This window comes from Mesorhizobium sp. M0601 (assembly GCF_040320845.1).
In the GTDB taxonomy this organism is placed as follows: Bacteria; Pseudomonadota; Alphaproteobacteria; order Rhizobiales; family Rhizobiaceae; genus Mesorhizobium.
Genome location: NZ_JAMYQK010000035.1, coordinates 40,603 through 63,044 on the forward strand (window position 1 = coordinate 40,603; position 22,442 = coordinate 63,044).

A 22,442-nucleotide genomic window follows, 5' to 3' on the forward strand; every position below is an offset into this window, starting at 1 on the left:
TGTGCGCAATGACAAATTGCAGACGGCGCGTCACGTGACGGGGGAAAGACGCTTTTTCCTCGATGTCAGGCAGTCGGCCACCGGCGTTTCCTGGGAACACCGGCTGACCGAGCGTCAGGACATGGCCGCGCTCGCCATCGCGCAAGGGTATGGCGTGCCTGACATCGTGGCACGTGTGCTGGCCGGGCGTGGTGTCACCGCCGAGCAGACCGAGCGGTTTCTGGATCCGACCATCCGCAATCTGCTGCCCGACCCGGCATCGCTGACCGACATGGACAGGGCCGCCGCTCGCATCGCCCAGGCGGTGATGGCCAGGGAAAAAGTGGCGATCTTTGGCGACTACGATGTCGACGGCGCCGCCTCGTCGGCGCTGCTCAAGCGCTTTCTCGCATATTTCTCGGTGGCGTCGGAGATCTACATACCGGACCGCATCTTCGAGGGTTACGGCCCCAATCCGGAAGCGATGCGCGAACTCGTCTCGCGCGGCGCGACGCTGATCGTCACCGTCGATTGTGGCACCAACAGTGCTGCTTCCATCGACGCCGCAAAGGCCGCCGGCGCCGACGTCGTGGTGCTCGATCACCATCAGGTCGGCGGGCCGCTGCCGGCGGCGGCTGCGGTCGTCAACCCAAATCGCGAGGACGACCTTTCCGGCCAAGGTCATCTTTGTGCCGCCGGCGTCGTCTTCCTTTGCCTGGTGCAGACCGCGAAGATCCTGCGCGGCCGCTTGCCGGATGCCGCACCGCCGGACCTGCTTGGCCTGCTCGACCTGGTGGCGCTGGGCACAGTCTGCGACGTGGTGCCGCTCACCGGCGTCAACCGCGCCTTCGTGGTCAAGGGGCTGCAGGTGGCGCGGCAGCAGAGAAACGAAGGGCTGGCGGCGTTGGCGCGGGTCTCGCGTATAGGCGAGCCGATCAGCACGTTCCATCTGGCCTTTCTGATCGGTCCGCGCATCAACGCCGGCGGGCGCATCGGCGACGCAGCACTTGGCAGCCGCCTGCTTGCAACCGACGACCCGCTCGAGGCCCGCACCATCGCCGAGACGCTGGATCGGCTCAACCAGGAACGGCAGTCGATGGAGCAGGAGATGCTGGCCGCCGCGCGCTCAGAGGCCGATGCCGAGCTTGCCGGCGGCAATGGTCCGGCCATCGTGGTGACAGCCAGCAGCAACTGGCATCCTGGCATTGTCGGCCTGCTTGCCTCGCGGCTCAAGGACCATGCAAGACGGCCGGCCTTTGCCATCGCCTTCAACGCCAATGGTGTCGGTACGGGGTCAGGCCGTTCGGTGTCGGGCTTCGACCTCGGCCGGCTGGTGCGCGAGGCTGCCGATGCCGGGCTTATCGTCAAGGGCGGCGGCCACGGAATGGCGGCCGGCATCACTGTCGAGCGGGCGAAGCTCGGCGAACTCAGGGCTTTCTTCGAAGAGCGCGCGGCGGTGGATGTGTTCCGCCTGCAAGGCGAGGAGAGCCTGGCGATCGACGGCGCGCTTGCCGCCGAGGGCGCGACGCTTGCGCTGCTCGATGCGCTTGAGAGGGCAGGGCCGTTCGGCGCCGGGCATGTTGCGCCGGTGTTCGCGCTGCCGCGCCACCGGCTTGTCGATGCGCGGGCGGTCGGCAGCAACCACATCCGCGCCGACCTGCAGTCGGAAAGCGGCGGCCGCATCCAGGCGATCGCCTTTCGCGCCGTCGATACTGCGCTCGGCGAATTCCTGTTCAAGAACAGGGGCAAACCGGTGCACGTCGCCGGCTCGCTGTCGGGCAATCACTGGAACGGCAACCGCACGGTGCAGTTCCGCATCATCGACGCGGCGCTTGCCTGAGAGCTCGCTGCCGCCCTGCCTAAGCGAGGACGGTCTGCAGCCGGGTCAGGTCGCCGATCTGCGCCATCGTTGCCTGGTAGCCGATACGGATCGCTTCGTCGGCGCGGTGGAATTCGGTCAGGCCGATATGGCTGAGCTTCGGCTGCAGCGATATGTCCGGCGGGTCGCCGGCCAGCCTGGCGCGCGAAATGCGGTCCTGGATGATGTTAAAGGCCTCGACCATGACGCCGGTAATGCCGAGCCGCGTCTCGCGCGACTGGCGTTCGGGATCGGCGTGGCCGGCCCTCGGCGCGTCTTTCTCGATGACCAGCTCGCCGGCATTGTGCTTGATCACCGCGGCGCGGCCGAACAGATCGTAGTGAAGGTTCACCGCAACTACGAGCGGCTGCTCGTAGGCACGGCAGACCGAGACCGGCACCGGATTGACCAGTGCGCCGTCAACCAGCACACGCCCATTGCAGGCGACCGGCTCGAACACGCCGGGCAGCGCGTAGGAGGCGCGCATTGCGGTGCTCAACGAGCCGCTCGACAGCCAGATCTCATGGCCGGTGCGGATTTCCGAAGCGACGCAGACGAATGGTTTTGGCAGGTCCTCGAAGCGGATGCCGGCTATGTGCTCGCGCAGCCGCGCATCGAGCTTCATGCCACCGAACAGGCCGCTGCCGCGTAGATTGAGGTCGAGAAGGCCAAAAATGCGCCGCCTGGTCAGGCTGCGCGCGAATTCTTCCAACTCGTCGAGCTTGCCGGCAACATAGCAGCCGCCGACCAGCGCGCCGATCGAGGTGCCGGCGATCATCGACACTTCGATGCCGGCTTCATCAAGCGCGCGCAGCACGCCGATATGCGCCCAGCCGCGCGCACAGCCGCCACCCAATGCCAGCGAAATCCCAGTTTTGCCCGGAGATTTGGTTTCGGATGCGCCCGCGGCCGAGGAGAGGCCATTGGCCTCCCGAACGTCAGGTCTGTTGCGCAATGACGCCCAGTCGAGCATCACAATCTCCCTTGTCCCACGGTCATCCTATAGGCGGGCCGTATCGAAATCATGAATATACGTGGCTGAAGTGCTGCGAATGGTTCATATTGATGGTGTATTGGGCTTTCGATAGGTTTTTTCCGCATCGAACAGCGGCTTGCTGCCGTCGCTGGCAAGCGTCCCTTTGCCATCGCTCAGCCCCACCGTCCGATAAAAGCATGAACGTCGGCCGGTGTGACAAGTTGCTTGGTGACCCAGCATTTTGACGCGCAACCATATCGCGTCCTGGTCACAATCCGTGAGCATCTCGACGACCTGCTGGACATTGCCCGAGGTTTCGCCCTTCTTCCACAGCGCGTTGCGCGAACGCGACCAGTAGTGCGCGATGCCGGTCTCGAGCGTCAGCGCCAGCGCCTCGGCATTCATATGCGCGACCATCAGCAGCACGCCGTCTTCGGCATCGGTGACCACGACAGTGACGAGGCCGGCAGCATCGAAGCGCGGTGAAAGGACCGCGCCTTCCTCGAGTGCCTTCTTGTCTGTTGGAGCTTTCGGGAATTCCAATGCCGACATTCGCCGGTCCTTATCTAGCGAAGCCGGCAGGCCGATCAGATCCTGCCGCCGCGCACCATGGTGACGAAGCGGACCTGCTCTTCGGGTGTGTCCTTGAAGACGCCGGTGAAGGTTGAGGTCAGCGTGGTGGAGCCCTGCTTGCGGATGCCGCGCATGGCCATGCACATATGCTCGGCCTCAAGCATAACGGCCACACCGCGCGGATTGAGCACGTCCTGGATGACGCCGGCAATCTGCGCGGTCATCGCTTCCTGGGTCTGCAAGCGATGGGCGAAGATGTCGACGACACGGGCTATCTTGGACAGGCCGACAACCTTGCCGTCAGGCAGATAGCCGACATGCGCCTTGCCGATGATCGGCACCATGTGATGCTCGCAATGCGAGTGGAAGGATATGTCCTTGACGAGAACGAGGTCGTCATAGCCGGCAACTTCCTCAAAGGTGCGGCCAAGTTCCTCGGCTGGGCACATATCATAACCGTTGAACATTTCGCTGAACGCCTTGGTGACGCGCTTCGGCGTGTCGATCAGGCCCTCGCGGTCAGGGTTGTCGCCGGTCCAGCGCAACAAGGTGCGCACAGCGGCTTCGACTTCGGCCTCGCTCGGCCGGTCGGTGACCGGCTTTTCCATATAGGCAGACCGCGGCATGAGTTTCTTGATAACGGCGTCCATAAAGGCGTCTCCCGTAGTTCCTCTCTCAGGAGGAACGAGTTGAACGGACCACGACCTTTCGGGTGTCAGAAACTCGCCCGGTTTCCAGCCCGTAAGTGGCGTGAACAGAATTGGGTATGACGAGGTTTGTGGTCGCCTTGTCGATACCCGACTACCGCCATTATATATGTTCGTGCCGAGCGAAAGGAAGACGCCAGAGCGGCAATGACTGTTCGCTGGGCGGCGACGGATTGGAAAAATATGATCGACGATGTCTACAATGCGAAAATTCTGGGTTTTGCCGGAAACATCGCACGGATCGGCCGGCTCGACCGGCCCGACGCAACCGCACGAGCACATTCCAAGCTGTGCGGCTCGACGGTGACCGTCGATCTGAAGATGGATGATGGCGTCGTCAGCGATTTCGCGCATGACGTGAAAGCCTGTGCGCTTGGCCAGGCGTCGTCTTCGATCATGGCGCAGCATGTCGTCGGCGCCAGTGCAGAAGAATTGCGCAGCGTGCGCGAGACGATGCTGAAGATGCTGAAGGAAAATGGCCCGCCGCCCGAAGGCCGCTTCGCCGACCTGAAATACCTGGAGCCGGTGCGCGACTATAAGGCACGCCACGCCTCGACCATGCTGACCTTCGACGCAGTGGTCGACGCCATCGGCCAGATCGAAAAGAAGCGGGCGGAAGAGGCGGCTTAAACCTTGGCGAGAAAACGCCGGCTTTCGGCGAATTCCGCCCGGACCCAGTCGGCAAAAGCCCTGGCTGGCTCGGAAAGGTCATTCAGCCTTCTGGCCACTAGCCAATAGGCGCCCGACGCGACGTCGATGTCGAAAGGCTTGATCAGCGCGCCGGACGCAAGTTCTTCGCCGATCTGCAATAGATCGCCCAGCGCGACACCATGTCCAAGCAAGGCTGCCTGCTTCGAAAGCGAAGCATCGGCCAGCATCGGACCGCGCGCAGGCACGGCATCAGCCGTCACGCCCGCCGCTTCGAACCAGCGTGCCCAAGCCTGACGGTTTTCTTCGTGCAGCAACGTATAGCGACCAAGGTCGATCGGCTTTTCCAGAGCTGGGCCGGATGCAAGAAGTGCCGGCGACAGAACTGGGGAATCGACGACCGCGGCAAGCTGTTCGGCTTCGCTGCGTGGCCATGAGGTGGCGTGCGCACTGAAACGCAGGGCAAGTTCGGGCTGATCGCTGCGAAACTCTATCAATCTCGGGTCGACCTCAAGGGAAACGTCGATGTCGGGTCGCAACTCGCGAAAGCGGTTGAGCCGCGGCACCAGCCATACGGATGCAAGCGATGGCTCGACGCTGACACGCACCACGGACTGCGTCGGGGCCGCCGTCAATTCCGAAAGCAGCCTGTCGATGCCCTCGAAACTTCTGACCAACTGGTCGAGCAGCCGCTGGCCGGTGTCGGTCAACTCGACGCGGCGATGATGGCGGAAGAACAAAGGTTGGCGCAGGAAGGTTTCGAGCTCGCGGATCTGTCGGCTGATCGCCGCCTGCGAAACATAAAGCTCCTCGGCCGCACGGCTGAAGCTCAGCTGACGACCGGCTGCTTCGAAGCTTCTCAGAGCCGTCAGGGGGAGGTGTCCGCGCTTCATTCGCATAACTCAGAGTTATCTGACGTGGACGTTATACTCGTTTGAAGAGCAAGGCCAGCGGCGCTCTAATCGGTGCTCAAGGAGTGCCGCCATGATCCAGTTTCTCAACATTCTGGGCGATGTGATGCGGATCGCGACGTTTCAATGGTACGACGAGAAACCGCATAGGGATTGGTGCGAGGAGAGGCCGCCGACCAGCGTCGCCGTATGCCGAAGGCCGACGCCCGACCGCTATCCGGTTCGCCCTACCAGGCCATGACGGGATTGCCGGAACGGCATTGCGTTCCTGGCCCGATGCGCACATCTATCGCGTAGGGAAACGCGATGTGGAGACTGCGGTGGTCGGCCAACATCGGCATGCGCACGGCGCCAGGCCGATTCGACAAGGACGCAACTGGTCCGGCCCGTGGCGCAAGACGCCGGGCCGCGTCTTCGGCACGTCGCTTGTCCGACTTTACCAGCTGACGCTGTCCGGCTTCGTCGGCAATTCCTGCCGGCATCTGCCGACCTGTTCCGAATACGCGTACGAAGCGATCGCCCGCCACGGGCTGTGGGCCGGCGGCTGGATGGGGTTTTTCCGGGTGCTGCGCTGCGGACCGTTCGGCACGCACGGCATCGACCGGGTGCCTGAGGCACTGGCTGATCGCTACCTCTGGTTCATGCCATGGCGGTACTGGCGGATCGGGAAAAAACGTGGCGACCTGGACAGTTGACCGCAACTGTGCGGTGCACAGAGGGGTCGCTTTTTACGATCTGGTAGGGTTAACCGCAGCTTGCGCTGACATAGCGCATTTGAGACAAAATCGAGACAAGACACCTCGCTAAGCCGCTCCTGACACCCTTCAGGAGAGATTACCAAATGCGCCGGATAGATCGTCGTCCCTTCATTTTCGCCGTGGTTCTCTACGTCCTGGCGTGGCTGATGGGTTTTCCGATCCGTGCGCAATCGGCGCCGCTCGGGGACGTCGAATGCACGCTGATCGTCGACGCCGCAAGCGGCGAGACGCTGTATCGCCAAGGGACCTGTGATCAGCGCTTCAGCCCCGCCTCGACATTCAAGGTTCCGCTGGCGCTGATCGGCTATGATGCTGGAATCCTGAGCGACGAGCATACGCCAAGCTGGGAGTACAAGGCAGAGTTCAATGCCCCGAAACGGGACCGCAAGACCGTCGACCCGACGATCTGGGAAAGGGATTCGGTCCTTTGGTTCTCACGCGAGATTACGCGCCGGCTCGGCAGCAAACAGTTTGCCGGCTATGTGTCCAGATTGGACTATGGCAACACCGAAGTCTCCGGCACTGCCGGCAAGAATGACGGCCTCACCCATTCCTGGGTGAATTCTTCGCTCAAGATATCGCCGGTCGAGCAGGTCGATTTCCTGCGCAAGCTGCTGGCGCGAAAACTGCCGGTTTCGGACAAGGCCCATGCGATGACCAGCGCGATTGTCCCGACCTTCCGGGCAGGCGGCTGGACGGTGCAGGGCAAGACCGGAACGACCAGGCTCGGCGACAGCGCCGACAAGCGCTCGCTTGGCTGGTTTGTCGGCTGGGCGCAGACCGATGCTCGCAAGATCGTCTTTGCCCGCCTGGTAGTCGATACGAAACGTTCCGACACGCCAAAGGGACTCAAGACGCGGGCGATGTTCCTGAAAGATCTGCCGAATCTCCTCAGGTGACCTACATCCGGCTTTACGGCGCCGAAAACTGCCCATAAAAGACCGCTCGCCGCCGGACGCATCCGGCTCTTACTGATGCATGTCGTAGCGCCAAAACCGCTAAGCAGTCTTGGGCGACATGCATTTTACCACCCGCGCTCGTTTGCGGGACTGGATAGGAGAATCTTATGCTGAATTCCGTTTCCCTGACATTTCCCGATGGTTCCGTTCGCGATTACGACGCGGCGATGACCGGCGCCGGCCTGGCGGAATCGATCTCGAAGTCGCTGGCCAAGAAGGCCGTTGCCTATTCGATCGACGGCACGCTGCGCGATCTTTCCGACCCGATCGGCAGATCGGGCAAAGTCGAGATCATCACCCGCGAGGACCCGCGTGCGCTGGAGCTCATCCGCCACGATGCAGCCCATGTGCTGGCCGAAGCCGTGCAGGAACTTTGGCCGGGAACGCAGGTGACCATCGGGCCGGTGATCGAAAACGGGTTCTACTACGATTTTGCCCGCAACGAGCCGTTCACGCCCGACGATTTCCCGGTGATCGAGAAGAAGATGCGCGAGATCATTGCACGCAACAAGCCGTTCACCAAGGAGGTCTGGTCGCGCGAAAAGGCGAAAAGGATCTTTGCCGACAAGGGCGAGCGCTACAAGCTCGAGTTGATCGACGCCATCGCCGAGGACCAGGATCTCAAGATCTATGCACAGGGCGACTGGTTCGACCTCTGCCGCGGCCCGCATATGGCCGCGACCGGCCAGATCGGCAGCGCCTTCAAGCTGATGAAGGTCGCCGGCGCCTATTGGCGCGGCGACAGCAACAATCCGATGCTGACCCGCATCTACGGCACGGCCTGGGCCGATCAGGCGCAGCTCGAAGCCTATCAGACGATGCTGGAGGAGGCCGAGAAGCGCGACCACAGGAAGCTCGGCCGTGAGATGGACCTGTTCCACTTCCAGGAGGAGGGCCCCGGGGTCGTCTTCTGGCACGCCAAGGGCTGGAGGATGTTCCAGAACCTGGTCAATTACATGCGTCGCCGCCTCGACGAGCAGGGCTATCAGGAAGTCAACGCGCCGCAGGTGCTCGACAAGAGCCTGTGGGAGACGTCAGGCCACTGGGGCTGGTACCGGGACAACATGTTCAAGGTGACCGTTGCTGGCGACGACACCGACGACGACCGGGTGTTTGCGCTGAAGCCGATGAACTGCCCCGGTCACGTCCAAATCTTCAAGCACGGGCTGAAATCCTACCGCGATCTGCCGGTAAAACTTGCGGAATTCGGCAATGTGCATCGCTATGAGCCGTCCGGCGCGCTGCACGGGCTGATGCGCGTGCGCGGCTTTACCCAGGATGATGCGCACATCTTCTGCACCGAGGAACAGCTCGCCGACGAGTGCATCAAGATCAACGATCTGATCCTCTCGACCTATGCCGATTTCGGCTTCGACGAAATCACCGTCAAGCTGGCGACCCGCCCCGAAAAACGGGTCGGCACCGACGCGATGTGGGATCATGCCGAGGGCGTGCTGCAGGACGTGCTCGACAAGATCGCGGCGCGGTCGGGCAACCGGATCAAGACGGGCGTCAATCCGGGCGAGGGCACGTTCTACGGGCCGAAGTTCGAATATGTGCTGAAGGACGCCATCGGCCGCGACTGGCAATGCGGCACCACGCAGGTTGATTTCAACCTGCCTGAACGGTTCGGCGCCTTCTACATCGGCTCGGATTCGGAAAAGAAGCAGCCGGTGATGGTGCATCGCGCCATCTGCGGCTCGATGGAGCGGTTTCTCGGCATCCTGATCGAGAATTATTCCGGCCATTTCCCGCTCTGGTTCGCGCCGCTGCAGGTGGTGGTGGCGACGATCACTTCCGATGCCGACGATTACGCCCAGAAGGTCGTTGCGCAGCTGAAGGCGGCGGGGCTGATCGCCGAAGCCGATCTGCGCAACGAGAAGATCAACTACAAGGTCCGCGAGCATTCGCTGGCCAAGGTGCCGGTCATCCTCGTCTGCGGCAAGCGCGAGGCCGAGGAAGAAACGGTCAATATCCGTCGTCTCGGGTCGCGTGACCAGGAATCACTCGGCCTCGCAGCCGCCGTGAGGCTGCTTGCCGACGAGGCGGTGACACCCGACCGCAAGCGCCGCGCGGCCTGAACCAGTCGACGAGCAATGAATGGCGGTGGAGCGATCCACCGCCATTTTATATTTTGTATGCCTGTCACGCCGCACGCCTATCTGGCAAATCGATCGACGTGCGCGTCGGCGACGCGCTGGCGCGACCCATGCACAAGGCAGCTTAGAGGGGCGCGTCTCAGTCGGCGCCTTCCTCGGAATCGATGGCCGAAGCCTCGGTGGCCAGAACCTCGATGTCCTGGTTGTGCCCAGCCACCACCGTAAAATCCTTCTGGTAGATGCGGTCGCGGTTCTTGGCGATGATGGTGTAGTCGCCCTCGGCCAGCACCATCGAGGCAAAGGCGCCGACGGTTTCCTTGATCGGATCGCCGGATTCGTTGAGCAGGGACCAGGAGGTGTCGGCGATCGCCTCGCCGCCTGGTTCGCGCACCAGCTTCATGGTCATCTCGGCGGCACGGTGCTCGACGGTCGCTTCGGTCAGCTTGCCGGCCTCGACGCGGATGTCGGAGCGGATGACCGCGTTCACCGCGCCATAGGTCGACACGACGTGGTAGGTGCCGGCATTGAGCCGCACGACGCTGTTCGGCTCGACATCGGGTATGATCAGGGCGCGATCGCTATCGGCCGCGGCGTGGCTCTCATAGATCGAGAAGCGCAGCTTCTTCGGCGGTATGCGTACCCCGCCGGACAGCACTGCATCGAGCTTGAGGCCACCGGCATCGAGCACGAGGCTCTCGCGCTTGGCTTCCTTGCCGACGGTGATGCGCTTGGTGGCGCCGGCCCGCCCGTAGGAGGCGTGGACCAGATACGAACCCGGCTCGAGCTGGAATATGGCGGTGCCGCCATGAGAGGAGGCGACCATCGTCAGCTTGCCGTCGCTGGCCGATTCGGGTTTGAAGACGCGCCAGACTATGCCGCGCGTGATGTCGGCGCCCTTGTCGGTCAATTGCGCCGACAGCGTGATCGCCCCGCTGCTGCCCAATGCCAGCGATGTCTCGCTTTTCGGAGGTGCATAGCCCGAAATTCCGGGAAGCTTCAGCTCGCCAAGGCCGTCCACATCCTGGGCGACGGCAAGCGAAACCGGCACCATCAACAGTGCGGCAGCGAGCCATATCAGGAAAAGACGCAATGTCCCCTCAAACATGCCTTGCGTTGAAGCCCAAGGCGGTGGCAATTTCAAGGCTTAAGAGTCCGGTCGGCTTCTGCTACAGGGCTCTTTGTCCGGCGCGCCGCGCCAATGCCCAAGCCGCCCGATGTCCCGATGGTGCGCTTCAGCTCAAATTCCAGGAGACTTGCGCCCATGGCGTCGCCGATCATCGATTTTCTGCTGACCCGAAATTCCGCGCCGATCCCGGATTTGAAAGAACCGGCACCGGGCGATGCGGAGATCGCGACGATGATCGCCGCCGCCTCGCGGGTGCCGGACCACGGCCGGCTGGAGCCTTGGCGTTTCATCCTCTATCGCGGCGAGGCTCGCGTCGATATCGGCAAGAAGCTGGCAGCACTTGCCGAACAGCGCGAAGGGCCGCTGCCGGAAGGCCGCCGCAACCAGGAACTGGCGCGCTTTTCGCGCGCGCCGCTGGTCATCGGCGTGATTTCTATCCCCAGGGAAAACCCAAAGATCCCGCAATGGGAGATGTTCCTGTCCGGCGGCATGGCGGCGATGAACCTGATGCTTGCCGCCAATGCGCTGGGCTACGGCACCAACATGATCAGCAACTGGTATTCCGACGTGCCCGAGGGCAGGGCGATCCTCGGCCTGGCGCCGCATGAGCGGGTCGTCGGCTTCGTCCATATCGGCTCCTACCAGGGGCCAGCGCCGGAACGACCGCGGCCCGATCCGGCAAAGCTCTATGCCGACTATTCAGGGCCGTGGGTGGGATAATTCCGGCGCGGAACAAGACCCTAAGGATCAAGCCCCGCTGCCTTGGCTCGCGCCAGGAGCCGCTCTGCGAGCTTGAGATGCGGCCGATCGTACATCTTGCCGTCGATGCCGACGACGCCTGGATTTCCTGCCGCCTCGAACGCCTCGACGATCGCCAGGGCGCTTTTCACCGCTTGCGCCGAAGGCGTGAAGGCGGCGTTGATGACCGGCACCTGCGCCGGATGGATCGCCATCTTGCCGGTGAAACCGTCGCGCTCGGCCTCGGCGCATTCGGCCTCGAAGCCGGCCATGTCGCGAAAATCCGGAAAGACGGTGTCGATTGCCGCGACTTCCGCGGCACTTGCGGCAAGCATGGTCCTGGTGCGGGCGAGGCGGAACACATCCGTGTAGCGGCCATTCGCGTCGCGCGTCGCGCGCGCGCCAATCGCCGCCGACAGATCTTCCGCCCCCCAGGTGACGCCGACAAGCCGCGCGCTTGCACGGGCGTAGGTCGCTGCGGCCAAGACGCCTGCGGCCGTTTCTGTGATGATCGGCAGGATCCTTATCGCGCCATCCGGCAGGCCGCTTTCGGCTTCGTGCACCCTGAGCTTGGCCGAGAGATGCTGGACATCCAGTCCGCTATTCGACTTAGGCAGCATGATGCCGTCTGGTTTTGCTGGCACGAGCGCCGCCAGATCGTCGTCGGTCAGTCCGGTCGAAAGGTCATTGACGCGCACATAGATCGCGGAGCTGGTCCGGTGCCTGTGCTCGGCGATGAAACGCGCCGCTGTGTCGCGCGCCAACCCCTTGTTCTGCGCAGCAATCGAATCCTCAAGGTCGACGATGACCACGTCGGCGCCTACGCCAAAGCCCTTCTCCAGCTTCTTTTCCGAATCGCCGGGAACGAAGAGCAGAGAACGCATCGGCTATGCCTTTTTCATCATCATGGCTTGCCTCGTGCATTTGGCAACCAGCACGTCGTTCTGGTTATAGGCGCGATGCTCGAGCTCGACGATGCCGCGGTCCGGCTTCGACCTGGATTCGCGCACCGAAACCACCGTGGTCTCGACGCGAATGGTGTCGCCATGGAAGACGGGGTGCGGAAACACCGTCTCTCTCATGCCGAGATTGGCGATAGTGGTGCCGACGGTGATGTCGTTGACTGAAATGCCAATCATCAGGCCCAGTGTGAACAGCGAATTGACCAGCGGTTTGCCCCATTCGCTCTTCGCCGCGAAGTCGAAATCGATGTGCAGCGGTTGCGGGTTCAGCGTCATCACCGAAAACAGCATGTTGTCGCCTTCGGTCACGGTCTTGCGCAGCGTGTGCTTGAACACATGGCCGACAACGAACTCCTCAAGGTAAAGTCCGGCCATGGTCGATCTCCTCCGCTGCTTAAGGGTTGATAGGCGTTGCATACCGGGCTCGCAAGCCAGTTAACGAACATGGTGAACCGTTCATAAACCATTTGTGCCTACGGTCTCGACAGGGACCAGAAACCTTCTGGCAAAGGGCGTAAGCAGGCGACATGGTCGTTTCGCATTTCCTGAAATGGATCCACACGGCGAAGGTGTCGGAGCGTGCTGCGGCGGCAAGCGCGCTGGCTCGCGCCTATGTCGACTCGGACCTGCCTTTCGAGGACCGCTGCGCTGCGGAGGCGGCGCTGACGCTGCTGCTCGACGACGCATCGTCGAAGGTGCGACTGGCAATCGCCGACGCGCTTTCCATGAGCCACCACGCGCCGCCGCAGATCGTCAGCGCGCTGGCGTCGGACCAGCCCGAGGTGGCCGCTTTGGTACTGGCGCGCTCGCCGCTGCTTACCGATGCCGACCTGATTGATCGGGTTGCCGGCGGCCAGAAAGCGACGCAGAAGGTGATCGCCGACCGGCCGCGTGTCTCGATGTCGGTTGCGGCGGCGATCGCCGAGATCGGTGAGCCGGAGGCTTGCAACACGCTGCTCGCCAACAGCGGCGCCGATATCGCATCCGTCAGCTTTCGCCGCATGGCCGAGCGGCACGGCCATCTGCCTCTGGTGCGCGAGGCGCTGATCGCCGACACCCGGCTGCCCGCCGATTGCCGGCATATGCTGCTGGTCAAGCTCGGGGAGATGCTCAAGGGGTCGCCGCTGGTGCTGGCGCTGATGGGCGCCGCCAGGGCCGAGCGCGTCACGCGCGATGCTTGCATCAAGGCTTCGGTGACGCTGATCGAAGGCACGCGGACAGAGGAACATACCGCACTTGTCGAACATCTGCGCCTGCGCGGCGACCTGACCGCAAGCTTCGTCGTCCGCACCATTGCGCACGGCAAGGTCGACTTCTTTGGTTCGGCGCTGGTCGTGCTCAGCCAACAGTCCGAACAACGGGTGAGAGCACTGCTGGCCGGCGGCCATGACGTGGCTCTGCAGGCACTGTTCCGCAGCGCCGGGCTTGCCGCCGCCACCCACGCCATCATTCTGCGCGCGCTGAAGGTCTGGCGCGAGGTCGCCAATGGCAAACGCCTCGCCGGCGTCCAGGAAGTCAGCTGGCTGATGCTGAAGGAATTGGGCGGACAGTCCGCCGAAGGCGATCTCGCCGGGCTGGTCAAATCGATCCATCTCGACGCGCTGCGCGAGAACGCACGCGGGCACGCGCTGGCGATCGCCGCTGCTTAAACCCGGTCTTTCTCGAAAAAATCCGGAAAATCCTCGATCGCGGCGGCAATGATGCGCAGCGAGGCGGCGATCTGCAGCATTTCGGCTGCTTCGCTTCGCTCCGCGATGCCAGCTGCATATTGCCTGGCGACGGCGACGGTCGCCGTCTGCGGCTCGCCGGGCCGCCTGAACAGCAGCTCGCGTGCCAGACCGCGCAGGAAATTGGCGATGGAAAGTGCTGTTTGAGGTGGGATCGCGGAACTCTGTTGCGCGTTGCGCAGCCGCAGGATTTCGAGGCCGACGGTAACCGCAGCTATGCCGCCGCCGAGAACCGCGTCGCCTTTCTTGCCGGCGTTCTGCAGCAGTGGCATCAACTGGTTGATCCGGTCGTAGGCAAGGCTTTCGAAGGCCGATCGCCGCGGCAGGCGGTCGTGCAGGCAAAGGCGTGCAAGATCTTCGCGCATGGTTTGCAGGATGCGGTTGACTGTAACCCAAGGGTCGGCGGGCAGCACGACGGCGAAGACGCCGATCGCCAGAAGAATGCCGACAAGGACCGCTGCCGAATTGGCGAGGAACGGCTCCGGATCGTAGGTCATGACCTGATGTGGGCTGAGGAAGGCGAGGAAATTGATCGCAAAGGCCGTTGCCACGCCGACATAGCGCGGATTGGCCATGGCCAGTGCCGCTGGTACCAGGATCGGCACGACAAAGACCATGAACCAGCCAAAGCCCGGCAGCGCTGGAAGTGCTATCTGCCCGACCACAAACGCGAACGGCAGGGCGAGCAACGTGCCCTCGAAGAAGTTCCATGCCGACCGGATCGGATCGGCGCGCGCGGCGAACAAGCTGGAGACAACGGCGACCAGAATGACCGTGCCGGTCGCGTCCGACCATTTCGTCGCCAGCCAGAAGCCGGCGACCAGGAGCGTGGCGATTGCTGCGCGCACCGCATTGCGCGATGCCGCACGGTAATCGCGGTGCACCACCAGCGCTGGCTGCCGCCGTTCGCGACTGGCACGAGACGGGGGAGAGCGGAGTGCATCCAGGCCGCGCAGCACTTGCTGCATTGCCCCGGCGAAGTCGGCGGCAATGGTTAGACGGGTGACAGTGCCAGCCCAGTTAATGTCTTGCCCGGCCGCGACGTCAGGCATCTGTCGCGCCTTGCCGGCGATTGCGTCGAGCCGCGCCACCCAGGGCGCCGTATCGTCCAGCGCGCCCGGCTTGGCTACCAGTTCGCGGACAACGGCCTGCAACTCGGCGCGAACTGGGATGAGGGCTACATTCTTCGGAGCGGCATGGGCATGCAGCGCACGCGCCGCCGACAGGGCCGACAGAAGCTGGCCGATGGTACGCCGGACCGGATAGGCGCGGGTGGCGAGGCTCGGCCCCTCCAGCCTTGCGTAGGTGCGCATCTCGCCGAGCGTCTGGACGTCGCCGATCAGCTTGCGGTGCAGCCCGGCAAGCTTTTCCGTATCGCCGCCGGAAAAAGCGCCGTCCGCATAGGCCGCCAGGTCGAGAATGCTGCGTTTCAGTCTTGAGATGATGGCGTCGGCGGCCAGTTTCGGCAGGATCAGCCGGCTGGTCAGCGCAGCGCAGACGATACCAAGCACGATTTCCGCGCAGCGCGCCACGGCGAGATCGATGACGAGGTGCGGCTGGCCGAAAGCCGGCAGGCCGATGATCATCGCGGTGTAGCCGGCAAGCGCCGCGCCATAGGCTTCCGGATTGCGTAGCAGCGACGAGACCAGCGAGCAGATGCCGATCCAGACGGCAAGAACTGCAACCAGCAACCAGGGGTTGGCATCGAAAAGAGTGGTAATGCCGATCGCCGCCAGCGCGCCGGCAAACGTGCCGAGGAGACGATAAAACCCCTTCGCCAGCACCATGCCGGCGACCGGCTGTGCGACGATGAACACCGTCATCATCGCCCATTGCGGGTGGTCGAGCTTCAGCGCATAGGCGGCCAATATCGCGATGAGGCCGGCCGAAACGGTGCGCAGGGCAAAGATCCAGTCCGAACGCGTCGGCCGCGTCAGGCCAGCGATCCGCGTGCCGATATCGTCCTTCAGCCGCGCCCAGGTCAAGTGCTCGTCTCCAGCTCAGAAGGCCAAGCTAGCGGCGGGAGCTCAGATATCCAGCACTTCCGTCTCGGCGAATTCCGCGCGTTCCTGGATGAAGCGGAAACGGGCCTCGGGCTTGGTCCCCATCAATGCGTCGACCGCATCCTTGGTCGCCGCCTCGGCATCGATAACGTCGACCCTGAGCAGCGTGCGCTTTTTCGGGTCCATGGTGGTTTCCTTGAGCTGGGCAGCCATCATTTCGCCCAGCCCCTTGAAGCGGCCGATTTCGACCTTGCCGCGCCCGGTGAATTCGGTGCGCAGGAGTTCGTCCTTGTGCGCATCGTTGCGGGCATAGGCGACCTTGCCGCCTTGCCGGATCGAATAAAGCGGCGGCACCGCCAGATAGAGATGGCCGCCGCGGACCAGGCTTGGCATCTCCTGGTAGAAAAAGGTGATCAGCAACGAGGCGATATGGGCGCCGTCGACGTCGGCATCGGTCATGATGATGACCCGGTCGTAACGCAGGTCCTCGTCGCGATATCTCGAGCGCGTGCCGCAACCAAGCGCCTGGATGAGGTCGGATATCTGCTGGTTGGCGGCAAGCTTGTCGTTGCCGGCGCTGGCGACGTTGAGGATCTTGCCGCGCAGGGGCAGCACCGCCTGGCTGGCGCGGTCGCGCGCCTGCTTTGCCGAACCGCCGGCCGAATCGCCCTCGACGATGAACAACTCGGCACCGGCGGCGGCATTCTGCGTGCAGTCGGCGAGCTTGCCGGGCAGGCGCAGCTTGCGCACCGCACTCTTGCGCGACACTTCCTTTTCCTGGCGGCGGCGCACCCGCTCGTCGGCGCGCGCGATCACCCATTCGAGCAGTTTCGAAGCCTCCTGCGGATTGTCGGCCAGCCAGTGGTCGAACGGGTCGCGGATGGCGCTTTCGACGATGCGGATCGCCTCGATCGTCGCCAGCCTGTCCTTGGTCTGGCCGACGAATTCCGGTTCGCGGATGAACACCGACAGCATGCCCGCCGCCGAGATCATCACATCCTCGGAAGTGACGATCGAGGCGCGCTTGTTGCCGACCAGGTCGGCGTAGGCGCGCAAGCCACGCGTCAGGACGTTGCGGAACCCAGCCTCATGCGTGCCGCCCTCCGCGGTCGGGATGGTGTTGCAATAGGAATTGATAAAACCGTCGCCGCCGAACCAGGTCACCGCCCATTCGAGCGAACCGTGGCCGCCCTGCTTCTCGCTCTTGCCGGCAAACATTTCACGGGTCACCTGGAATTCGTCGCCGAGCGAGGCTTTCAGATAATCCTTGAGGCCGCCCGGAAAATGGAATTCTGCCTTGGCCGGCGTCGTGTCCTTTTCCCTGATCAGCGACGGATCGCAGGTCCAGCGGATTTCGACACCGCCGAACAGATAGGCCTTTGACCGCGCCATGCGGTAGAGCCGCGCCGGCTCGAAAGCAGCACCCTTGCCGAAAATCTGCTCGTCTGGATGGAAGCGGATCTTCGTGCCGCGGCGGTTGTGCACCTCGCCGAGCTGCTCCAGGCCGGTCACAGGAATGCCGCGCGAGAACTTTTGCCGATAAAGTTTCCTTCCCAGCGCCACCTCGACCTCGAGATGGTCGGACAGCGCGTTGACGACGGAAACGCCGACACCGTGCAGGCCGCCGGACGTCTCGTAAACCTTGCTGTCGAACTTGCCGCCTGAATGCAGCGTCGTCATGATGAGTTCGAGCGCCGGCTTCTTGAATTTCGGGTGCGGATCGACCGGAATGCCGCGGCCGTTGTCGGTGACGGACAGGTATCCGTCGGCGGAAAGCTCGACATCGATGAAGGTCGCATGGCCGGCGACCGCCTCGTCCATCGAATTGTCGATGACCTCGGCGAACAGATGGTGCATCGCCTTGTCGTCGGTGCCGCCAATGTACATGCCCGGGCGGCGGCGCACCGGCTCCAGCCCCTCCAGCACTTCGATGTCGGCGGCACTATAGCTCTCGCTGGCGTCGCGGGGCGCCGGCCGCTTCGCCGCCTGCACCAGCGGGTCGGCCGGGCGCGCGGCGGCGCGAGCCGGTTGCGGCTGCTTGTCGAATTTGGCGAAAAGATCGTTATTGTCGTCCATGCCGGTCCTGGATTCCGATGCTGCGAATCACCACCCGATACTGCCACGCTTTTGGCGGGCAGGCGACGGAGGTTCCTGTTACGTTCGAGGATAGGGCCTCTTACTGCAAAACCATTCGACAACCAAGCGGCGGAAATGGGGTCGAGGGTGGAGCATCGACGCTTTGTAAACCCTGTCCGAAGGTTACGCCGCAAGATTGGCTGAAAAAACGGTATTTGCGGACTGTCGCTGACCTATAATGCAGCGAAACCCTCAAGAGGCTGTCGCTTAAGCATGTTGGATTACAGTTCGCTCCTGCTCGCGGCGGCGCTGTCGGGCACGTGCCTTAGCATCACCATGTTTGCGATCTGGTTCAGCGCGCCAAAGGCACGCTTTGTGCTGACGGTGGCCTGCGGCATTCTCGTGCTGGTCGCACATGTCGTGTTGTTCTGGCATTACACCAGGGATCCAAGCGCCTGGCTTTGCCAGATCGTGCTTGTGCTTCTCAGCCTCGGCTTCCTGATCATCTGCCTGTCGGCCATGCAATATCTCGGCACAGGCGACTACAGGCGAGCCATCTTGCCGACCTTGGTTGCGATGGCTGTTTGCGCGGGCGCGACGTATCTCGGGTTTGATGGTGTCGGCTTTATTGTCACCTACGCGACGGTAACGGCGCTGCTCTCGCTCATCGGGGCGATGTTCTGGATTGAGGGTGGTCACGATCGCCGGATATTGCTGGTCGTCTCGTTCCTGAGCGGCGTCTGTGCGCTGTCGTTCGGACTTTGCGGCGCGGTCCTGCTGGTCACGGGCCAATGGGTGCTGGGTGTAGCACCGGACAATTGGGCCGAGCGGGTGAATTCCGTCGTGGCCGTCGCCTGCATGACCGGGCTCGGCGCATTGACGCTCTCCCTGCACCATTTGCAGGCGCAGATCGAATTGAAGGCCGAGACGATGACCGATCCATTGACCGGGCTGATGAATCGGCGGGCGTTGACGGCACTCTACGGCGAGCGGGTCTTCGGTCCGTTCATGTCCGTTGCCATGTTCGACCTTGACCATTTCAAGAGGACGAACGACGTATTCGGTCACCCGGTCGGCGACCAGGTTCTGTGCCGCTTTGCCGCCGTCATCAGGAAATACGCCCGGACCGGCGTCGACGCCTTCCGGTTGGGCGGCGAGGAATTCGTGCTCGTCATGTCGCGGATGACGGAAGAGAAGGCCTATGACATTGCGAGCAAGATCAGCGTCGCCTTCGGCACGGAAGTCGTGGCCACCCAACTCGGTCCGTTGCGAAGCACAGTCAGCGGCGGCATCGGCTTTGGCGGAACAAACGGCACCGGTCTCGACGATGTGCTGGCCGAAGCCGACGCAGCACTCTATGCGGCAAAGCGCGCCGGGCGAAATCGCGTCGTCGTTCGGGACCGGGCGAGCAAGGCCGACGGGCCGGCCTTGCGTTCTGCCTGATTGAGGTTTCTATCTGCTTGTTAGACCCGTGATCTTGTCCGAAAACCGGATTCCACTTTTCGGGATCATGATCTATTCCGCCGCACCCAGATATTCCGACAGCGGCGGGCAGGAGCAGACGAGGTTGCGGTCGCCGGCGACATTGTCGATGCGTGACACCGGCGGCCAGTATTTTGCCGCCGTGTCGGCATCGCCGGCGGGGTAGGCCGCCTCCAGGCGCGAATAGGGATGGGTCCACTGGCCGGCCAACGCCTCGGCGGCGGTGTGCGGCGCATTGACTAGAGGATTGTCGGCCAACGGCCATTCGCCCTTCGCCACCTTGGCTGCCTCGCCGGCTATGGCGATCATCGCCTCGCAGAAACGATCCAGCTCGCGCTTGGGCTCGGACTCGGTCGACTCGACCATCAGCGTGCCGGCGACCGGGAACGACATGGTCGGCGCGTGGAAGCCATAGTCGATCAGCCGCTTGGCGATATCGTCGACGCTGATGCCGGCGCTGTCCTTGAGCACGCGGGTGTCGAGGATGCATTCATGCGCGACGCGTCCGTTGCGCCCTTTGTAAAGCAGGGGGAAATGCTCGCCAAGCCGCGTCGCCACATAGTTGGCGGAGATGATCGCCGTCTCGGTCGCCTGCTTCAGGCCGGAAGCGCCCATCATGCGAATATACATCCAGGTGATCGGCAGGATGGAGGCACTGCCGAACGGTGCCGCCGCCACGGCATGGGCCGAGCCTTCGGTGACGTGGCCGGGCAGATATGGCTTCAGATGCGCCTTGACGCCGATCGGGCCGACGCCGGGGCCGCCGCCGCCATGCGGGATGCAGAAGGTCTTGTGCAGGTTCATGTGGCAGACATCGGCGCCGATATCGCCGGGACGGGCGAGGCCGACCAGCGCGTTGAGGTTGGCGCCGTCGAAATAGACCTGGCCGCCATGGCTGTGAACCAGCGCACAGAGGTCGCGCGCGCCTTCCTCGAAGACGCCATGCGTCGAAGGGTAGGTGAACATCAGCGCCGCGAGGTTGTGCGCATGCTCGGTCGCCTTGGCCTGCAGGTCGGCCGTATCGATATTGCCGTCCTCGGTGCAGCGCACGACGACGACGCTCATGCCGGCCATGGCAGCACTTGCCGGATTGGTGCCATGCGCCGAGGACGGGATCAGGCAGACGGTGCGATGGCCTTCGCCGCGCGAGAGATGATAGCCGCGAATGGCGAGCAGCCCGGCATATTCGCCCTGGCTGCCGGCATTGGGCTGCAGGGTCACCGCGTCGAAGCCGGTGATCTCGGCCAGCCAGCCTTCCAGCTCGTCGATCATGGCGCGATAGCCTATCGAATGGTTTGCCGGCGCGAAGGGATGCAGGTTGGCGACATCAGGCCAGCTCACCGGCATCATTTCGGCGGCGGCGTTGAGCTTCATGGTGCAGGAGCCGAGCGGGATCATGGCGCGGTCGAGCGCCAGGTCCTTGTCGGCCAGCCGGCGCAGGAAGCGCATCATGTCGGTTTCCGAGTGGTTTTCGCGGAAGACGGGCTGGGTGAGAAACTCCTTGCCGCGCGGTTTTCCTGGCATGGAACTGCCGGCGGCAACGCCGGCCTTGGCGCCGAAAAGTGCTGCGATCGCCTCCAGATCGGCCTCGGTGGAGGTCTCGTCGAAGCTGATGCCGACATGGTCGGCGTCAATGACGCGCAGCAGCCGGCCGGTCTTTTCTGCGGCGGCGGCAATCGCGCCGGCTCTGCCCTTCACTTTCACGGTCACCGTGTCGAAATGGCTGTCGCCGACCACCGAAACGCCCGCTGCCTTGAGGCCGGCAGCCAGGCGGTTGGCCAGCGTGTGGACGCGGCCGGCAATCGCCTGCAGCCCGGCAGGGCCATGCCAGATCGCGTAGGCCGTCGCCATATTGGCGAGCAGCGCCTGTGCGGTGCAGATGTTGGACGTCGCCTTGTCGCGGCGGATATGCTGTTCGCGTGTCTGCAAAGCGAGGCGATAACCAGGACGGCCCTTGCTATCCGTCGACTGGCCAACGAGCCGGCCGGGCATCAGCCGCGTCAGCCTGTCGGAGACGGCGCAATAGGCGGCGTGCGGCCCGCCAAAGCCCATCGGCACGCCAAAACGCTGCATCGGGCCGACGGCGATGTCGGCGCCAAGCCTGGCCGGCGCATCGGTCAGCGTCAGGCCAAGCGGGTCGGCGATGAAGACGACCAGCGCGCCGGCAGCACGGGCCCTGTCGATCGCTGCCTTGTGGTCGCCGTAGACGCCGAATGTATCGGGCCAGGAGACCAGCAGGGCGGCGGTGTTGTCGTCGATCACCTCGCCGTCGACCTCGATGCCGAGCGGCTCGGCGCGGGTGCGCACGACGTCCAGCGTCTGCGGGTGCGGCGTGCCGGCCAGTGCCACCTTGGTGCGCTTGTCGCGATGATGGCGCAGCGCGATGCCAACCGCTTCGGCCACCGCCGTCGCCTCGTCGAGCAGCGAGGCCGATGCCACCGGCAGGCCGGTCAGTTCCGTCACCAGTGTCTGGAAGTTGAACAGCATCTCCAGCCGGCCTTGACTGATCTCGGCTTGGTAAGGCGTGTAAGCCGTATACCAGGCCGGGTTCTCGAACAGGTTGCGCTGGATCACCGGCGGCACGTGGACGCCATGATACCCGGCACCGATGAAGCTCTTCAGCACCGTGTTCTTTGCCATCGTCGCCGCGAGCTCGGTCAGCGCTTCCGCTTCGCTTGCGGGGGCGGGCAGGGCCAGCGGCCGGTCGAGCCGGATCGACTTCGGCACTGCCTGACTGATCAGGGTCTCGACCGAAGGAACGCCGATCGTCGCCAGCATGGCTCTGACGTCATGGAGGCCCGGGCCGATATGGCGAGCCGAGAAGGGGTAGGGTGCTGCGGTCATCTTCCTGGTCCTGCTA

General features: G+C 63.6%; 19 protein-coding genes. 9 read left to right on the top strand and 10 right to left on the bottom strand.

The features are described from left to right. The first annotated feature begins 34 nt into the window (after positions 1-34). Positions 35-1,819: a single-stranded-DNA-specific exonuclease RecJ gene (recJ, locus tag NKI41_RS25255; RefSeq protein WP_352685541.1), complete on the top strand. Its 1,785-nt coding sequence runs from the start codon at positions 35-37 to the stop codon at positions 1,817-1,819. Positions 1,820-1,838: 19 nt separating this feature from the next. On the opposite strand, the gene NKI41_RS25260 is transcribed toward recJ, so the two are convergent. The 3 genes from NKI41_RS25260 to folE form a co-directional block, all read right to left on the bottom strand. Continuing rightward, positions 1,839-2,810, bottom strand: a complete 972-nt coding sequence (locus NKI41_RS25260; RefSeq protein ID WP_023678882.1) for a patatin family protein — start codon at positions 2,808-2,810, stop codon at positions 1,839-1,841. 84 nt (positions 2,811-2,894) lie between these two features. After that, complete coding sequence (gene hisI / locus NKI41_RS25265) at positions 2,895-3,365, bottom strand: phosphoribosyl-AMP cyclohydrolase (protein WP_352540664.1); 471 nt, start codon at positions 3,363-3,365, stop codon at positions 2,895-2,897. 35 nt (positions 3,366-3,400) lie between these two features. After that, a complete protein-coding gene (gene folE / locus NKI41_RS25270; protein ID WP_352466975.1) occupies positions 3,401-4,036 on the bottom strand; it encodes a GTP cyclohydrolase I FolE in 636 nt (211 codons plus the stop codon). Between the two features lie 240 nt (positions 4,037-4,276). On the opposite strand from folE, the gene NKI41_RS25275 reads away from it, so the two are divergent. After that, positions 4,277-4,723 (top strand): iron-sulfur cluster assembly scaffold protein, encoded by a 447-nt coding sequence (locus NKI41_RS25275; RefSeq protein ID WP_023678879.1) that lies wholly within the window; start codon positions 4,277-4,279, stop codon positions 4,721-4,723. Here the strand turns inward: NKI41_RS25275 and NKI41_RS25280 are convergent. After that, positions 4,720-5,634 carry a LysR substrate-binding domain-containing protein gene (locus tag NKI41_RS25280; protein WP_352685542.1) on the bottom strand — a complete coding sequence of 305 codons (915 nt, stop codon included), beginning with the start codon at positions 5,632-5,634 and terminating at the stop codon, positions 4,720-4,722. The genes NKI41_RS25275 and NKI41_RS25280 overlap by 4 nt on opposite strands. A 91-nt stretch (positions 5,635-5,725) precedes the next feature. On the opposite strand from NKI41_RS25280, the gene NKI41_RS25285 reads away from it, so the two are divergent. From NKI41_RS25285 to thrS, 4 genes are all read left to right on the top strand, one after another. Further along, positions 5,726-5,893 (top strand): hypothetical protein, encoded by a 168-nt coding sequence (locus NKI41_RS25285; protein WP_352473909.1) that lies wholly within the window; start codon positions 5,726-5,728, stop codon positions 5,891-5,893. Positions 5,894-5,972: 79 nt separating this feature from the next. Further along, on the top strand, positions 5,973-6,347 hold the full coding sequence (gene yidD / locus NKI41_RS25290) for a membrane protein insertion efficiency factor YidD (RefSeq protein ID WP_352685558.1): 375 nt from the start codon (positions 5,973-5,975) through the stop codon (positions 6,345-6,347). A gap of 146 nt (positions 6,348-6,493) precedes the next feature. After that, complete coding sequence (gene blaOXA / locus NKI41_RS25295; protein WP_352473908.1) at positions 6,494-7,309, top strand: class D beta-lactamase; 816 nt, start codon at positions 6,494-6,496, stop codon at positions 7,307-7,309. Positions 7,310-7,476: 167 nt separating this feature from the next. Next, positions 7,477-9,450, top strand: coding sequence for a threonine--tRNA ligase (thrS, locus tag NKI41_RS25300; RefSeq protein ID WP_352473907.1), 1,974 nt, complete (start codon positions 7,477-7,479; stop codon positions 9,448-9,450). Between the two features lie 157 nt (positions 9,451-9,607). On the opposite strand, the gene NKI41_RS25305 is transcribed toward thrS, so the two are convergent. Continuing rightward, a complete protein-coding gene (locus NKI41_RS25305; protein WP_352685559.1) occupies positions 9,608-10,573 on the bottom strand; it encodes an RgsD C-terminal domain-containing protein in 966 nt (321 codons plus the stop codon). Between the two features lie 156 nt (positions 10,574-10,729). Between NKI41_RS25305 and NKI41_RS25310 the strand changes: the two genes are divergently transcribed. Beyond that, positions 10,730-11,314, top strand: a complete 585-nt coding sequence (locus tag NKI41_RS25310; RefSeq protein ID WP_352500844.1) for a nitroreductase family protein — start codon at positions 10,730-10,732, stop codon at positions 11,312-11,314. A 20-nt stretch (positions 11,315-11,334) separates the two neighbouring features. Here the strand turns inward: NKI41_RS25310 and NKI41_RS25315 are convergent, their stop codons facing one another. Both NKI41_RS25315 and NKI41_RS25320 read right to left on the bottom strand, forming a co-directional pair. Continuing rightward, positions 11,335-12,216, bottom strand: a complete 882-nt coding sequence (locus NKI41_RS25315; protein WP_352685543.1) for an HpcH/HpaI aldolase/citrate lyase family protein — start codon at positions 12,214-12,216, stop codon at positions 11,335-11,337. A 3-nt stretch (positions 12,217-12,219) separates the two neighbouring features. Then, a complete protein-coding gene (locus NKI41_RS25320; protein WP_502896453.1) occupies positions 12,220-12,711 on the bottom strand; it encodes a MaoC family dehydratase in 492 nt (163 codons plus the stop codon). A gap of 110 nt (positions 12,712-12,821) precedes the next feature. Between NKI41_RS25320 and NKI41_RS25325 the strand changes: the two genes are divergently transcribed. Continuing rightward, a complete protein-coding gene (locus NKI41_RS25325) occupies positions 12,822-13,943 on the top strand; it encodes a DUF2336 domain-containing protein (protein WP_352685545.1) in 1,122 nt (373 codons plus the stop codon). Here the strand turns inward: NKI41_RS25325 and NKI41_RS25330 are convergent. Next, the gene (locus NKI41_RS25330) at positions 13,940-16,006 is read right to left on the bottom strand and encodes an FUSC family protein (RefSeq protein WP_352685546.1); all 2,067 of its coding nucleotides are present in this window, start codon (positions 16,004-16,006) and stop codon (positions 13,940-13,942) included. The genes NKI41_RS25325 and NKI41_RS25330 overlap by 4 nt on opposite strands. Before the next feature lie 42 nt (positions 16,007-16,048). After that, the gene (gene parE, locus NKI41_RS25335; protein WP_352685547.1) at positions 16,049-18,100 is read right to left on the bottom strand and encodes a DNA topoisomerase IV subunit B; all 2,052 of its coding nucleotides are present in this window, start codon (positions 18,098-18,100) and stop codon (positions 16,049-16,051) included. Positions 18,101-18,373: 273 nt separating this feature from the next. On the opposite strand from parE, the gene NKI41_RS25340 reads away from it, so the two are divergent. After that, positions 18,374-19,543 (top strand): GGDEF domain-containing protein, encoded by a 1,170-nt coding sequence (locus NKI41_RS25340; RefSeq protein WP_352685548.1) that lies wholly within the window; start codon positions 18,374-18,376, stop codon positions 19,541-19,543. Between the two features lie 72 nt (positions 19,544-19,615). On the opposite strand, the gene gcvP is transcribed toward NKI41_RS25340, so the two are convergent. After that, entirely contained in the window at positions 19,616-22,426 is a 2,811-nt protein-coding gene (gene gcvP / locus NKI41_RS25345) for an aminomethyl-transferring glycine dehydrogenase (protein WP_352685549.1), read from the bottom strand. Positions 22,427-22,442 lie beyond the last annotated feature (16 nt).

Coding starts and splice junctions, on each gene's coding strand:
- NKI41_RS25260 (WP_023678882.1), bottom strand. CDS start 2,810: ATGCTCGACTGGGCGTCATTGCGCAACAGACCTGACGTTCGGGAGGCC.
- hisI (WP_352540664.1), bottom strand. CDS start 3,365: ATGTCGGCATTGGAATTCCCGAAAGCTCCAACAGACAAGAAGGCACTC.
- folE (WP_352466975.1), bottom strand. CDS start 4,036: ATGGACGCCGTTATCAAGAAACTCATGCCGCGGTCTGCCTATATGGAA.
- NKI41_RS25275 (WP_023678879.1), top strand. CDS start 4,277: ATGATCGACGATGTCTACAATGCGAAAATTCTGGGTTTTGCCGGAAAC.
- NKI41_RS25280 (WP_352685542.1), bottom strand. CDS start 5,634: ATGAAGCGCGGACACCTCCCCCTGACGGCTCTGAGAAGCTTCGAAGCA.
- NKI41_RS25285 (WP_352473909.1), top strand. CDS start 5,726: ATGATCCAGTTTCTCAACATTCTGGGCGATGTGATGCGGATCGCGACG.
- blaOXA (WP_352473908.1), top strand. CDS start 6,494: ATGCGCCGGATAGATCGTCGTCCCTTCATTTTCGCCGTGGTTCTCTAC.
- thrS (WP_352473907.1), top strand. CDS start 7,477: ATGCTGAATTCCGTTTCCCTGACATTTCCCGATGGTTCCGTTCGCGAT.
- NKI41_RS25305 (WP_352685559.1), bottom strand. CDS start 10,573: ATGTTTGAGGGGACATTGCGTCTTTTCCTGATATGGCTCGCTGCCGCA.
- NKI41_RS25310 (WP_352500844.1), top strand. CDS start 10,730: ATGGCGTCGCCGATCATCGATTTTCTGCTGACCCGAAATTCCGCGCCG.
- NKI41_RS25315 (WP_352685543.1), bottom strand. CDS start 12,216: ATGCGTTCTCTGCTCTTCGTTCCCGGCGATTCGGAAAAGAAGCTGGAG.
- NKI41_RS25320 (WP_502896453.1), bottom strand. CDS start 12,711: ATGCAACGCCTATCAACCCTTAAGCAGCGGAGGAGATCGACCATGGCC.
- NKI41_RS25325 (WP_352685545.1), top strand. CDS start 12,822: ATGGTCGTTTCGCATTTCCTGAAATGGATCCACACGGCGAAGGTGTCG.
- parE (WP_352685547.1), bottom strand. CDS start 18,100: ATGGACGACAATAACGATCTTTTCGCCAAATTCGACAAGCAGCCGCAA.
- NKI41_RS25340 (WP_352685548.1), top strand. CDS start 18,374: ATGTTGGATTACAGTTCGCTCCTGCTCGCGGCGGCGCTGTCGGGCACG.
- gcvP (WP_352685549.1), bottom strand. CDS start 22,426: ATGACCGCAGCACCCTACCCCTTCTCGGCTCGCCATATCGGCCCGGGC.